This is a genomic window from Pleomorphomonas oryzae DSM 16300 (assembly GCF_000422965.1).
Lineage (GTDB): Bacteria > Pseudomonadota > Alphaproteobacteria > Rhizobiales > Pleomorphomonadaceae > Pleomorphomonas > Pleomorphomonas oryzae.
The window spans coordinates 194,795-209,426 of record NZ_AUHB01000008.1; the positions used below are offsets into that span (position 1 = coordinate 194,795).

Consider the following 14,632-nt stretch of genomic DNA (forward strand, 5'->3'; position numbering starts at 1 on the left):
GAGCCGGCGGCACCGTCTTCTTACGGCTGGCCCGCCGCCAAGCGTTGCGCCCGTTGCCGCCTTTTGCTGGTGGCGTCGTCGAGAGCCAGGACCGTGTGGGCGTTGGCCGAGCTGGTGGCCAGCGTGTTGACGACACCGGTCCTGAGCGCTCCCAGAATGCCGGCCGCCTTGGTGTTTTCGCTGGCGATGGCGATGACGTTGGGGATGCGCCCGAGTTCACCGATCGTCAATCCAATGATGCGGCCTTGCATCGGGGTCCGTGACTGATTGCCCTCGATGTCGATGAAATCGTAGCCCATCAAATCGCCAATGGTTCCCGACAGGCGCGCCTCGACGATCTCCTGCGGCGAGAACCATCCCATGCGAACCATGTTGCTGTCTTCACTGAGATCGCCAACCCCGATCAGCGCCATATCGGCCCGGCGGGCCCGGTCGAGTGTTTGCTTGATCGTATCGTTCTTCAAGAGCGCGGCGCGAATATCCGGGTTGGCAACCAGCGCCGGCGCATACAGCGTCTCGCTCTCACCGCCAAAGCGGGAGGCAAGGCGCCGGCAGATGTGATCCGGATTCATGAACTCGCCCGCCCTGAGCGAGCCACCGATGGCCGATACGAAGGTAACCGCCTTCTGGGTGGGGGCAAAGATATTGTCGGCTACCGCACCCACATTGCGCCCCATGCCGACGGCCACGATCATGCCATCAAGCAGTGTCTTGTCGAGATAGTTGGCGACCAAATTGGCGAGCGCCGCCCGCTGGGCGTCCGGATCGCGGTTGTCGGCGGCAATCAGTACCCGGTCGATCCCGAAGCGCTTGACGAATTCCTGTTCGAGTCGAAGGCTCAACGAAGGATGGGTTCGGACGGCAATCTCAACGATACCCTCATCGCGCGCCTGGCGGAGCAGCCTCCCGATCTTGGCGCGCGACATGTGATATTTGCGGGAGAGGGCTTCCTGCGTTTCTTGCTCGAGATAGTAGGCCGCGGCAATTTCGGTCAGAATGGTCAGCTCTGGATCGTTCATGGTCTCTGGCTCGTTCCATCCTGCAGCGCTTGCGACGCGGCGCCAGCCACCGCCGACGCGACCGCCAGACCGCCGATCGATGGTTGGTTCGTTCGGCTCGCCGGAACGGTGATTTAGCATATGGACGGGGCGTGATCAGCCCCGCCGACCGGCTTAGGGCGAAGGTCAAGCCGCCCGTATTTCTTCGACGAAGGCGCGCACTTCCTCTCCGAGCTGAGCAGACTGCTGTTTTAGCTCTTCGGAAACGGACAGTACGTGTCGCGCCGCCGTGTCGGTGAGCTGCGAGGAATTGCCAACCTTTTCCAAGATCGTCGTTACTTCCGAGGCCGCCTCGGCGGCGCGTTGCGTATTCCGGGCAATTTCGGCCGTTGCCGAGCCCTGTTCTTCAACGGCGGAGGCAATGGACTGCGAGGAAAGTTCGATGGTGGACAGTGTCTGAACGATGCCGTCCATCGCCCGCTCCGCCGCGTCGGTCGCCGCTTTGATCTCTCCAATCTTGCCACCGATCTTCTCGGTTGCTCCCGTCGTCTGGTTCGCCAGTTCCTTGACCTCGGCGGCAACAATGGCAAAGCCGCGTCCAGCTTCTCCAGCTCTTGCCGCTTCGATGGCGGCGTTGAGCGCCAAGAGATTGGTCTGCGAGGCGATGTCGCTGATCATGCTGACCACCTCGCCGATCTCGTGCACCGCCGTCGACAGCACCCTGACGCTGGAGACGCTGTCGCGAGCCTCTTCGGCTGCCTGGCTCGCCGTCAGCGACGAGCGCTCGACCAGCGATGCAATCTCCTGGATGGAAGCTGTGAGCTCCTCGGCGCTGGCAGCGACCGCATGGACATTCTGCGAGGCATGATCGGCGGACGACGATCCCTCCTGTCCATGCCGTGCCGTGTCGCTGGCAGTTCCCGTCAGATTGTTGGCCGAGTCGGCAAGCGCCATCGAAGAGGCGCCGAAGCCGGACACCATTTCCTGCGTTCGTTCGACAAAACGTTCGGCAAGCCTGGCGCGTTCGGCGATCACCGCCTGCTGACGGGCATCGATTTCTTTCTGGGCGGCTCGTTCGGCAACGCCGGCGGCCAAGGCACAGCGCAAGCCCTCGAGGCTCTCGGCGAGTGCACCCACTTCATCCTTGCGCTGATCGTGGGGAATGGAAAGGTCGTAATTGCCGCCTTCGATTTCGGCCATCAGGCCGAGCAGACGGCGCAGCGGCCGTGAAACCGTCCGGCTCATGAAGCCGATACCAACTGCCATCACCACGATGACGGCGAGCAACGTTCCGCCTGAGGCAAAGCCGATCGACAGCCAGGAATAGCCATTGTTGGCTTTCGACTCGGCCCGCACGTCCTTGAGCAGCAGATCGTTGAACCGGACGGCGGTCGCCTGGGTTTTCTCGATGGCCGGGGTGCAGGACTTCAGCATGTCACCGACGGCAGCAGTAACCTGCGCCCGATCGGGAGAGACCAATCTCTCCATGACGCTGCCGCAGGTCTCCAGGAAGAGCTTATCGAGACTGGACCGGATCGCCTTCAATTCCGCTTCCTTGGCCGGTAGAGCCTTGGTGGCAGCGTCGATATATTTGTTGAAGTTCGAACGGCTGGTGGTTCGCAGCATCGCAGCCTCTTGATTCTGCTCCGGGCTGGAGGCCGCCGCGTTCTGATACATCGATGTTACGATGTCGGAGATCGCTCGATTGGCTCGTCCGACATAATCGGCAGCAGCCACCGAGCCGTTGAGCAGGTCAGAATAACGCTGATCAACCATCAGCATGTTGACCGACGAATAGCCACTGCCGAGCAGCGCCATCACGCCCAGCATGCCGACCAACAGGTTGGTCTTGACCATGAGCGAAGCGTTGACAATTCGCATGTTCTCTCCCCTTCCAGGACTTGCGCTCCCTTGAGACAGCGCTCCAAGCGGCCATCCCAAAGCAGGCCTCCTCTCAGAGGCCCGCCCTCTTCTCACCACCATCGTCGTGGTCGTTGATCGACCCGGCGCCTCGGCGATCACAGGAAGCGACAAGACCGAATGGTCATTTCCCCTCGCCTTCTGACGGGAGTCGGCCAAGGGCTGTCACTTCACAGACGATAATATCACCATGAATATTGATATAATTCTAACGTGATGACGATATGTGCGCTTGTTATGTTTGACAATGGAAGACGTCGATTGCCAATCGGGGCTTTGAGTCCCTACCCATCAGGTCAAGCGCCTCGATTGGTTGGTGGCCCTCAAACAATCAGCACCCGGCCACTCGCCATTGGCCAGCCTATTGACGGTCGCTTCATCGAAGTCATCCAACAATAAAAAGGCCCGCATCACCAAGGCGATGCGGGCATACGCCCTGGTTTCCGGGCCTGCATCACACACTGCACACCTCAGCAGTGTGACCGGCGTCGGTTTGGCCGTCTCCGGCTCCGCCGCTTCCTTCGGGGGAGCAAAGGCCGACGGAGCCGGACGACCCGAAAAACATGGCTTCTCGTTGGAGGGCCCTCCGGCCAAGTGGCGACGTATCTCCGCGCACTCGACCGGAGGTCAGTTCAGTCGTTACTCGGAGAACACGAAGGGCGAGGTCATCTTGTCGACGTTGTCCTTGGTGATCAGGATGCAGTCATAGAGCTGCTTTTCGGTGTCGGCGCCGGTCTTGCCAGTCTTGATGAACTTGTCCGCCTGCTCGACGGCCTTCTGCGAGAAGACAGCCACCGGCTGAAGGACGGTGTACTGCAGTTCACCAGCCTTGATGGCGGCGACGGCGTCAGGCGAACCGTCGAAACCGCCCACCTTCACCTTGTCGAGCTTGCCGGCTTCCTTGAGGGCCGCGACCGCGCCGAGCGCCATCTCGTCGTTGCCGGAGATCACGCCGATGATGTCGGGGTGGGCCTGCAGCAGCGACTGCATCTTCTTGTAGCCCTGGGCGCGATCCCAGTTGGCCACTTCACGGCCGGCCTTGACGAGGTCGGGGTATTGGGTCAGCACGGTTTCGTAACCGTTGGACCGGGTGGCGGCGTTGTTATCGGCCGGGTTGCCGAAAAGCTCGACGTAATTACCCTTCTCGCCAACCATCTGCACCCACTGCTGGGCACCAATGGCCGCGCCCTGGGCGTTGTTGGAGACCAACTGTGCCTTGGCGAGACCTTCCTGGTTGATCTCGGCGTTCACCAGGAACACCGGAATGTTGGCAGCGATTGCCTTCTTGACGGCGCCCACCGAACCGTCGGCATTGGCCGGGTCGAGGATGATGGCCACCGACTTGTTGGTGATGGCGGTGTCGATCAGCGTGCTCTCGGTGTTGGTATCGCCCTTGTGCGCGGCGACGTTGGCGGTGTAGCCGAGCTTCTCGGCGGTCGCCTTGGCCACTTCACCTTCGGTGAACCAGTAGGGGTTGGCCGGGTCAGTGACGATAACGGAGATGAGGCCGTCGGCGTAGGCGTAGCCACTCATCAGAGGGGCTGCGGCAGCGGCGGCCAAGAGCACGCGGCGGAAGGCTTTAGGCATGTTTCACTCCCTAGGTTGTTTTTCGCGCCAGACAGGCAACGAAGCTTTCCGCCCAGGCATTTTCCTCCGGCCTGGAGCAGAGAAGAGCGTAAGGACGGTGGTCAGAGACGTTTGCCACCGTACTGAAGACTATTGAGCAACACGGCGAGCACGATGACCGCACCGGTGAATACGGTCTGCCAGTAGGCAGAGACGCCGATGATCACCAGACCATCCGACAGGAAGCCGATGACGAAGGCGCCAAGCATGGTCCCGCGCACGTTGCCACGACCGCCATTCAGCGAAGCGCCACCAATCACCACCGCCGCGATGGCAATCATCTCGTAGGTGAAACCGGCGGTCGGACCGGCTGAGGTCAGCTGCGATGACAGAACCAGTCCAGCCACCGACGACAGCATTCCGGAGAGGGCGTAGACGCAGATGTGAACAAACGGGACCGGCACGCCTGACAGCTCGGCGGCGCGCTGATTGCCGCCGGTGGCGTAGATCCAGCGGCCGAAGGCGCTGCGGGCCAGAATGATACCGAAGATGGCGGCCAGCAAAGCGAGGATGATCACGCTGACCGGAATACCGAACAGACGGTTGAAGCCCAGCCAGTCGAACCCGGTGTTGCCGTAGGTCTCGTTGCCACCGAGGTTGTTGTAGGTGAGGCCGTTGGTGATCAGCAGTGCTATGCCGCGGGCGACATAGAGGATGCCCAGCGTGGCGACGAAGGACGGAACACGCAGATAAGCGACAAGAACACCGGTGATCGAGCCAAGGAAGGCGCCGAAGGCCAGCGTCATCAGCGTCACGGCCCAAACGGGTGGATAGAGAATGACGCCAAACGCGTTGAAGGTGACGCCCTGCATCAGGAAGCCGGCGATGATGCCGGCAAGGCCGAGCACCGAGCCGACCGACAGATCGATGCCGCCGGTCAGGATCACCAGGAGCATGCCGATGGCCAGAATGCCATAGATCGCCACATGCGACGACATGATGAGTAGATTGCTGATCGTCAAATAGTTCGGCGACATCAGCGAGAAGAAGATGATGATAACCAGAAGAGCGCCAAAAGCACGGCCTTCGATGAGAAGGTTGGCTATGTTGATCTTCGGCTTGGCAGCGGTCGGGTTCATTTTTGAAACATCTGTGCTAGACATCAACGTTGTCCTGCTCACTGGACTCTAGTGGACAACGGCTTCACCCGAAGCCGCCATAATTCGTGCTTTGGTCACGTCTGAGCCGAACTCGGCCGAGATCTTGCCCTTGTGCATGACGATGATGCGATGAGCGACGCTCAGGCATTCGCCGACTTCCGAAGTCGTGTAGAGAACGGCAAGTCCCTCGCGAGCACCCTCGGCAAGCAGGCGGAAAACCTCTGCCTTAGCGCCGATGTCGATGCCACGGCTCGGTTCGTCGAGCAGGATGGCCTTCGGGTTGGTCGACCACATCTTGCCGATGACCACCTTCTGCTGGTTGCCGCCGGACAGCGAACCAATCAGGTGATCGGGCGAGCCCGCCTTGACTGTGGTGCGGCGAATGGCGTTGTCGACATGCTCGCGTTCAAGCCGCTTGGACGTGAACAGCCCCCTAACGAGACGCCGCAGGTTGGCGAGCGAGAGATTTTGGCCGATGGTCATGGTTTGCACCAAACCATCGCGTTGACGGTCCTCGGGGACCAGCACCAGGCCCTCGGCGATCCGTTCGGCGATGCTGGTGCGGGTGATGTCGCGGCCGTTGAGTTCGACCCTGCCATGCCGAGCAACAAGTCGCCCAGCCAGGCATTCGAGCAGTTCGGTACGCCCCGCCCCCATCAGGCCGTAGATGCAGACGATCTCTCCGGCACGGACATCAAGCGACAGTTCGTCGACCAGCTTCTGATTGCCGGTCGCATCCGCCACCGTGACCTCATCGACCTTGAGCACGACGTCACCGAACGGATAGCCCGTCGGTGGAGATCCGAGATTGAAATGCTCGCCAACCATGTGACGGACGATCCACTCGAGATCGATATCCTCGCGCGGAGCGTAGGCCGTCATGTTGCCGTCGCGCAGAACCACGGCGTGATCGGTGATCTGCAGCGCTTCCTCGAGATGATGGGAAATGTAGACGATCGACACCCCCTTCGCCTTCAGGTCGCGGATCACCTTGAACAGAACTTCCACTTCGGAAGCCGAAAGCGCGGAGGTCGGCTCATCCATGATGAGGATGCGGCTATTGACCGATAGCGCACGGGCAATCTCGACGATCTGCTGCTGGCCGAGGCGAAGGTCTTCGACCTTGGTTCGCGGATCGATGTTTTCCTCGAGTTCGGTGAGCAGCAGACGGCACTGCCGCTCTTCCTCGGCAAAGTCCACACCCTTCATGGTGCGGATTTCGCGGCCCATGAAGATATTGTCACGCACCGTCATGTTCGGCGCGAGGCTGAGTTCCTGGTGGATGATGGAAATGCCGTGGTTGCGCGCATCGGTCGAGGAGTCAAATTCGATCGGGTTGCCATCAAGAATGATCGTGCCGGAGGTCGGCTTGTAGACACCCGACAGGATCTTCATCAGCGTCGACTTGCCCGCACCATTTTCGCCGAACAGGGCGGTAACCTGACCGCTCCGAACATCGAAGTTGACGCCCTTGAGCGCCTGAATGCTGCCGAATATCTTGGCAACGTTGCGCGCGCTCAGAACAATTTCAGACGTTTCCGGCTCGGCAACGGGGATGACGGATGTGTCCACTTTATTGGACCTCCAGGCGCACCGGCGTCACCAGCCAGCTCTTGGGATTGATCAACCGAAACGCTCCGACCACGTTCACTTTCTTGCCAGCCAGCGCGCTGGTATCGACCGCAGAAAGAACCGTCTTCTTCATCTCGTTGTTGAGGGCAGAGCCGGCGTTCTGGTACTCGATCTGATTGGTGAACTGCCCGAAGTTGACGGTGCCGGTCGCATCCCGCAGTTCCGTGCCGTTGATGGCGGGGCCGGTCTGGATGCGGATCTTCACATCCGGCAAATCGGCAACCGTGACTTCATAAAGTCCGGAAGCTTGGCGCTCGCCGGCGACACCGACAAATTTCACGGAGAACACCGGTCCCGAACCGCCGGCAATGCCGTATTTCGAAACCGCTTCATTCTTGTTGGCAAGAATGGCCTGTTGCAGGGTCGCCGCTTCGACGGCGCGCGCCTCGATCGCCGCCTTGATCTCAGGAAAGGCCTTGGTGCCATATACGGCTGCCGAGAAGGCGGCCTGACGCAAATCCTCCGACGAGCCTATCCGCACGACCTTGGTGTCCAGTGCGATGGCCAGAATGACAACAACGACGCCGCCGAGCAGCGCAAAGCGACGCCACTTCGGCCGTCCGGACGGCGAGGCACCGCCCGTCTTCATCTCCATGATTGACGCATACGCCTTGTTGATCATCGCCTAAGAACCCCGAGCGTTAACGATCACACTAGGGCTGGTTGGAAGCGGCGCATTTGCCGGCACCATTCCGGCAGCCGAGACATGCCCTCTCGATCACGATGCCGACCATCGGCTTCGCAATTGGAATGTCTTGATTTCCTCCCAGTCGACGCGCCTCGGACTATCCTCGCCACCGAGCGTGTGATCTGTTGTTATTTTGATCAAACCATACGGCAAGCGTAACATGGATGTCAATGACATATGTTTATTTTATACCACAAACATGTTCTTTTAGGGTGAACCAGTGCGATAAATCGCATATCGCACGCTTGGCGGGAAAGGCTTCCGGGTTCGCCCAATCCGAGAAATAATGCATTTTAAACAATGGTATGATGGAAGTTCGGCCTCGTGACTTGATGGAGTCGGCCGACGGCCGCTTTCCCTCGCACCGATGCATCATGAAACGTAACAACATCCCTTGCCCAGTGCCGACCGGTCAAGAGGCCTGTCCTGGCCGGATCGCTGCAACGATAGTCTGCATCACCGGACCTCGTTTTGGCGTGGTGCCGTCGTGAGGAAACAGCCGCACGTGACGACGACTCGCAGTGATAAGCTCCAGCGCCTGGACATGAACAACGGCCCGGTGGCGCACTGAAGCGCCGATCGGACCGTTGCAAATGAGCCCCAATCGCCCAGGCGGTCAGGTATCGCGTTGCCTGCCCCGATGGAACAACCCGTTCCGTCGAGCGGCGGTCGAAATTCAGACGATGGTGTAGCCGCCATCGATCAGCAGGTCGGCACCGGTGATCATGTCGGCGCCGCTGGAAGCGAGAAACACGGCGGCGGCGGCAACCTCCTCGGGCAGGGCAAAACGCCCAATGGGAATGCGCGTCTTGAGCGCTTCGCCCTTGGGATTATCCCAGGCCTTCTTGCCCAGATCGGTGAGGACGACGGTCGGCGACAGCGTATTGACGTTGATGCCGTACTTGCCCCACTCGGCAGCCAGGACCTTGCTGAGGCCGATGACGCCGAACTTCGACGCGCAATAGGACACATGCTGGTCGATGGCCACCGTACCGGCCTGCGAGGCCATGTTGATGATCTTGCCACCGCGACCGGCCTTGATCATCGCCTTGCCGGCAGCCTGCGACATATAGAAGGTGCCGGACAGGTTGACTGCAATGGTCTGCTGCCAATAGTCGCGCGGCAGTTCCTCGGCCGGGGCGAGCTGAACGATGCCGGCGCTGTTGACCATGATGTCGATATGTCCGAACGCCTTCTCGGCGGCGACGATCACCTGTTCGGCGGACTCTGGATTGGAAACATCGCAGACGAAGGCCTTCGCACCATTGCCGAGCGTATCGGCCTTGGCCTTGGCAATCTTTTCATTGATGTCGATGACACCGACCGTTGCTCCCTTGGCGGCGAAGGCAGAGGCGATGGCGCTGCCAATGCCAGAGCCACTGCCGGTGACAAGCGCAACCTTACCGGTCAGAGAGAAGCTAAGATCAATGTTGCTGGACTCGGTCATGACTGTCCTCGATTCAAGGTGAGGGGCGGCGGCCCGCCCCTCCCGTCGTTGGTCTGTTCAAGCTAAATTCTCAAATTACTTGCGCGTTGCCAGCAGCGCGTCGACGTTCTCGGCAGTCACGGGCGTCCAGGGAACGTTGTATTCCTTGTCCTTGCCATCGTTCCACGGCATGTCCTTGCCGTATTTCGTCCAAATTTCGGATTCGGGCTTATAGTCGCCCTTCTTGGCATAGAAGATAGCGAGGTCCATGGCGCCCTGGGCCTGGGCGGTGGCGTCCTGCAGGATCGATGTCATCTCACCGGCCTTGGCAGCGCGCAGGCCGTCGGTGATGCCATCGATGCCGGCAATGGCGTAAGACTTGACGTCGTTGCCGGCCGCCTTGATCGCTTCGATGGCTCCGAGCGCCATCTCGTCGTTCTGGCCGATGACGCCCTGGATCTGACCCGGGTGGGCGGTAAGCCAGTTCTCCATCAGCTTCTGCGCTTCGGCGCGTGACCAGTTGGCGGTCTGGTCCTCGAGCACCTTGACGTTTGGACACTCGGCGAGCGCCTTCTTGTTGCCTTCGAGCCGCTGGATCTGCGCCGACTGGCCGATCGGGCCTTCGATGATCACGACGTTGCCTTTGCAGCCGATCTTGTCGAGGACGATCTTGGCTTCCATGTAGCCGGAGATCCGATCGTCGGACCCGACATAGGCGGACAGCAGATCAGAGTTGACGCGCGTGTTGGAGCCGATCACCGGAATGCCGGCGTCATGAGCGGTCTGCACGCCCGTCGCACCGGCATCGATGTCGATCGGTACGAAGATGATGGCATCGAACTTCTGGGTGACCATGGTCTTGAACTGATCGTTCTGGACCAAGGCGTCGTAACGGCCGTCGAAGACCGTCAGTTCGACATCACCATTCTTGACGGCTGGGTGCTGCTGCAGCGCAGCCGACCAGATCTGCATGAACTCGGCGTTGAGACCGTAGGGGGCGGCGCCGATCTTGAGCTTCGTCTGCGCCGAGGCCGGGACGGCCAGAAGGGCGGTTGCCGCAATGAGAGCAAGCGCTAGTTTTTTCATGACGTTTCCTCCACTTTTTTGTTGTGACGCCAATCCACACCACGCGACGGACGGCCGAACGAGCCGCCGTCCTCTCCCGAAAGAGCTAGGCGCCGTAGCTTCTCTTCTGGTCCAACATGACGGCTCCGACGATCAGCGCGCCCTTCAGCACCTGCTGGTAGTAGGATTGGATCCCCATCAGATCGAGGCCGTTGTTCATGACGCCGATGATCAGGGCGCCGATGAGCGTTCCGGTAATGCGGCCGATGCCGCCGGACAGACTGGTGCCGCCGATAACCACCGCGGCGATGGCATCGAGTTCGTAGGCAATGCCGGCCTGGGGCAGAGCCGAACCGGTGCGGGCGCTGAGCAGCATGCCGGCGAGGCCGGCGAGACCCGCCGAGATGACGTAGACGACGAAGCGAATGCGCACGACGTCGATGCCCGAGGTTTTGGCCGCATGCGCGTTGCCACCGACGGCGTAAATGTAGCGACCGAAGCGGGTTCGAGTGAGGGTCCACCAGGCGAGCCCGAAGACGATTGCCAAGATGATCACCGGGGCGGGAATACCCAGCACGTGACCGGTGCCGATCCAGCGGAATTCGGGCGTCAATGCCGGCACGGGCCGGCCGCCTCCGTAGATCAGCGTCAAGCCACGGGCCGCCGACAGCATGCCGAGCGTGGTGACGAAAGCCGGGACCGAGAAATAGGACACGATGAGGCCCGATAGCGCGCCACACGCGACACCCACCGCAACGCCGACCGCCAGGGCTATTATGACGGGATAAGGCGCACCGTAAATCGCAGCGGTCGAAGACGTTGTCGCAAAGCTGGCACTGACGATGCCGGCAAGCGCCACGACCGAACCGACCGACAGATCGATGCCGCCTGTCAAGATGACGAATGTCATACCGACGGCCAGCACACCGTTGATCGACGTCTGAAGCAGCACGTTCGAAATATTGCCAGGCGTCAGGAAGAACTCGTTCGATACCGAGAGGATCGCAGCAAGAATCAGGAAAGCGAGGAAGATGCCGTATTCCTGAATGAGGGTCCGCCGCCGCTCGGCGGTGAACCATCTGGATCGAGTTTCGCTCATTGACACCGTTCTCTCCTCCTGCGGCAACAAGCTCCGCGAACTGTTCAGGTCGACAGATTGACGAGCGCCTGAGCGTTCGTTTCGCGGCGGTCAAAGGTGCCGACGCTCTTGCCGTTCCGCATCACCATGATCCGATCGGCCATGCCCAAGACTTCGTCGATCTCCGACGACACCATCACCACCGTGCCGCCCGCGTTGGCGAAATCGCACATGATGCGATAGATTTCCCGCTTGGCGCCGACGTCGACGCCGCGCGTCGGCTCGTCCAGAAGCAAGATCCTGGGATTGCGCAGAAACCACTTGCCGAGCACAACCTTCTGCTGATTGCCCCCTGACAATCCGGACACTGGCATGGTGTCGCGAGCCGCCTTGATCTGGAAATCGGCCCGCATCCGCCGGCTGGCATCCACTTCGCCGGCGCGGTTCATGACAAACAGCGGGCTGAGCTCCGGCAGGCTGGCCATGCAGATGTTGGCCCTGACGGAATCGAGCAGATTGAGCCCCGTCGACTTGCGATCTTCTGTTACCAGGGCCACGCCGAGCGCCATGGCATCGGTTGGCTTGTTGATCGTGACCGACTCACCGTCGATGAAGATTGCTCCGGCGGACGCCTTCTCCAGGCCGAACAGACATTCGAAAATCTCGGTCCGTCCCGATCCCATCAGGCCGTAGATGCCGAAGATCTCGCCCTTATGGGCAGAGAAGGAAATCGCCTCGAAGGCATCGGATCGGCAGAGGCCTTCAACCTCGATACCGACGTCGTCACCCGGCGTATTGGTCTTTACATATTCTTCTGACAGTTCGCGTCCGACGATCATCCGGATCAGGTCCTGGCGATTGACCTCGGCCAGCAGGCCGCTACCAACAAAGGCCCCGTCCCGGAAGGCGGTATAGGTGTCGGCGATCTCGAAGATCTCCGACAGCCTGTGTGAGACATAGACGACGCCGCGGCCCAGCGCTTGCAGACGGCGGATGGCGGAAAACAGGCGCTGCGCCTCCCGCTCGCCGATCGCCGAGGTCGGCTCGTCCATGAAGATCACCTCCGCATCATGGCTGAGCGCCTTGGCAATCTCGACCAGCTGCATTTCGGCGACCGTCAGATCGATCATTCGCTGTGTGGCGCGGATATTGAACTCGAGCTCGTCTAGAAGAGCCTGAGCCGCCCGATTCATCGAATTGAAATCGATGCCTCCGAACCGGCGCGAAGGCTCCCGGCCGAGGTAAATGTTCTCGGCCACGGTCATATGGGGAATTGGGCTGAGTTCCTGCTCGATGATGGCGATACCGGCCGCCAGCGCTTCGGCAGGGCTGGCATAGTCCACTTCGGCACCCCGGCGCCGAATGACGCCGCCGTCGCGTTTGTAGATCCCCATCAGAATCTTCAGAAATGTCGACTTACCGGCGCCATTGCCGCCGCATAGCGCGTGGACCGACCCGGCGCGCAGCTCGAGCCGCCCATCAGACAAAGCTGCCACGCCGCCGAAGGACTTTTTCAGCCCCTCGACCTCAAGAAGAAGTTCCACGTGTTTCCTCCCGAATGCGCTCACCCCTCCGTGGCGCACCTCTGGCCATGACCCGAGCGTAACTCGGCACAAGAAACTGACCGGTCGGTGATGGCGTTCTGACGTTCACCCCATCCAGGAGGCAAAACTCTTCGCACGACCACCACGGACAAACGCCAATGGCAGCCTATAAGCGGCCTTCCTCCCGCCAAATGCTCGGACGCTCCTCACCGTACCCATACATGATTGTTGTTATTTTGATCAAAGACTATGACGTGTGTAACACGTGTGTCAATAGTATTTGTTTTCATTCTACCAAATTTTCGTGAAAATTGCTTCATCTGGCGGTAAGGAACCAACCAAACAACATCCGGCGCCGCAGTTGGAATAGCGACCCCGGGATAGGAGAAGGTCACTCAGCTGCGAAAAACAACATCTTTCCCGACACTCGGGGCCAGCCGGAACGCATAACTCGCCGATCGCAGCCCTCCCCTAAGTCGAGCCGGGATTTCGCTTCAAATGTAACATCGAGCAATGTCGCCCTTGTCCCGCGCGCGGATAACCGGCGCGGGACAACCCGAGGCAGAGTCAGGCAGGCAACTTAGCGCGCAGCAGCCCACACAGGGTTTCGGTGTCCTTGCCAAACTGGCGAATGCCTTCGGCCAGTTTTTCTGTCGCCATGGCATCTTCGTTGAGCTGCCAACGGAAACTCGTCTCGTCGAGATTAAGCGGACGGATATCGCGCGAAGGCGGAGTCGCGCCAAGCTGCCGCTCTACCGGGCCTTCGGCGGCCCGCAGTTCCTCCAGCAGATTAGGACTGATGGTCAGCCGATCGCAGCCAGCCAGGCCGAGGATCTGGTCGGTGTTGCGGAAGGAAGCCCCCATCACCACCGTCTTGTAGCCAAAGGCTTGGAAGTAGTCGTAGATCTCACGCACGGAGCGGACGCCGGGATCATCAGCGGCCGAAGTAACGACTGTTCCGTGAGCCTTGTACCAGTCGGTAATGCGTCCGACGAAGGGAGAAATCAGGAAGACACCTGCGGCGCCGCAAAGGGCCGCCTGAGCCTTGGCGAAGATCAGCGTCAGATTGCAGGCAATGCCTTTTTCCTTGAGTTCGGCCGCCGCCTTGACCCCTTCCCAAGTCGCGGCAATCTTGATCAGAATGCGCGACGGATCGACACCGGCTTCACGATAAATGGCAATCAGACGCTCGGCGCGCTTTACCGTACGCGCCGTGTCGAAGGAAAGACGAGCGTCCACTTCGGTCGACACATAGCCTGGCACGATGCGGGAGAGTTCGGCGCCGAAATTGACTGCCAGCTTGTCGAGCGCCAGCTCGAGGCGAGCCTCCCCACCGCGTTCGCGCGCCACGGCATAAGCCACGGCATCGTCCATCAGTGCGGCGTATTCGGGCTTGCTGGCCGCCTTGAGAATGAGGCTGGGATTGGTGGTGCAATCCTGCGCCCGCACGGCCTTGATCTGGGCAATGTCACCCGTATCGGCAACGATCACCGTGTGACGGGCGAGTCCGGCGAGTTTATCGGTCATGGCGGTTACCTTCGTTCAGGCTGCTGCT

The 14,632-nt window shown here is 60.5% G+C and carries 11 protein-coding genes; all 11 read right to left on the reverse strand.

Going from position 1 to position 14,632, the window contains the following annotated elements:
• Window positions 1-20: 20 nt before the first annotated feature.
• Window positions 21-1,019, reverse strand: a complete 999-nt coding sequence (locus tag G522_RS27025; protein WP_051228658.1) for a sugar-binding transcriptional regulator — start codon at window positions 1,017-1,019, stop codon at window positions 21-23.
• A 165-nt stretch (window positions 1,020-1,184) separates the two neighbouring features.
• Window positions 1,185-2,879, reverse strand: a complete 1,695-nt coding sequence (locus G522_RS27030; RefSeq protein WP_051228659.1) for a methyl-accepting chemotaxis protein — start codon at window positions 2,877-2,879, stop codon at window positions 1,185-1,187.
• Between the two features lie 678 nt (window positions 2,880-3,557).
• Window positions 3,558-4,505, reverse strand: a complete 948-nt coding sequence (locus G522_RS0114955; RefSeq protein ID WP_026791741.1) for a D-ribose ABC transporter substrate-binding protein — start codon at window positions 4,503-4,505, stop codon at window positions 3,558-3,560.
• Between the two features lie 101 nt (window positions 4,506-4,606).
• Window positions 4,607-5,647: an ABC transporter permease gene (locus tag G522_RS0114960; protein WP_026791742.1), complete on the reverse strand. Its 1,041-nt coding sequence runs from the start codon at window positions 5,645-5,647 to the stop codon at window positions 4,607-4,609.
• Between the two features lie 24 nt (window positions 5,648-5,671).
• Window positions 5,672-7,201: a sugar ABC transporter ATP-binding protein gene (locus G522_RS0114965; RefSeq protein WP_026791743.1), complete on the reverse strand. Its 1,530-nt coding sequence runs from the start codon at window positions 7,199-7,201 to the stop codon at window positions 5,672-5,674.
• 16 nt (window positions 7,202-7,217) lie between these two features.
• Window positions 7,218-7,898 carry a DUF2291 family protein gene (locus tag G522_RS0114970; protein ID WP_245586672.1) on the reverse strand — a complete coding sequence of 227 codons (681 nt, stop codon included), beginning with the start codon at window positions 7,896-7,898 and terminating at the stop codon, window positions 7,218-7,220.
• Between the two features lie 742 nt (window positions 7,899-8,640).
• Complete coding sequence (locus tag G522_RS0114975) at window positions 8,641-9,411, reverse strand: SDR family oxidoreductase (protein WP_026791745.1); 771 nt, start codon at window positions 9,409-9,411, stop codon at window positions 8,641-8,643.
• A 75-nt stretch (window positions 9,412-9,486) separates the two neighbouring features.
• Window positions 9,487-10,476, reverse strand: coding sequence for a substrate-binding domain-containing protein (locus G522_RS0114980; RefSeq protein ID WP_026791746.1), 990 nt, complete (start codon window positions 10,474-10,476; stop codon window positions 9,487-9,489).
• Window positions 10,477-10,561: 85 nt separating this feature from the next.
• A complete protein-coding gene (locus G522_RS0114985; RefSeq protein WP_026791747.1) occupies window positions 10,562-11,554 on the reverse strand; it encodes an ABC transporter permease in 993 nt (330 codons plus the stop codon).
• Between the two features lie 44 nt (window positions 11,555-11,598).
• Window positions 11,599-13,077, reverse strand: coding sequence for a sugar ABC transporter ATP-binding protein (locus G522_RS0114990; RefSeq protein WP_026791748.1), 1,479 nt, complete (start codon window positions 13,075-13,077; stop codon window positions 11,599-11,601).
• A gap of 567 nt (window positions 13,078-13,644) precedes the next feature.
• Window positions 13,645-14,604 (reverse strand): transaldolase, encoded by a 960-nt coding sequence (gene tal / locus G522_RS0114995; protein ID WP_026791749.1) that lies wholly within the window; start codon window positions 14,602-14,604, stop codon window positions 13,645-13,647.
• Between the last annotated feature and the right edge of the window lie 28 nt (window positions 14,605-14,632).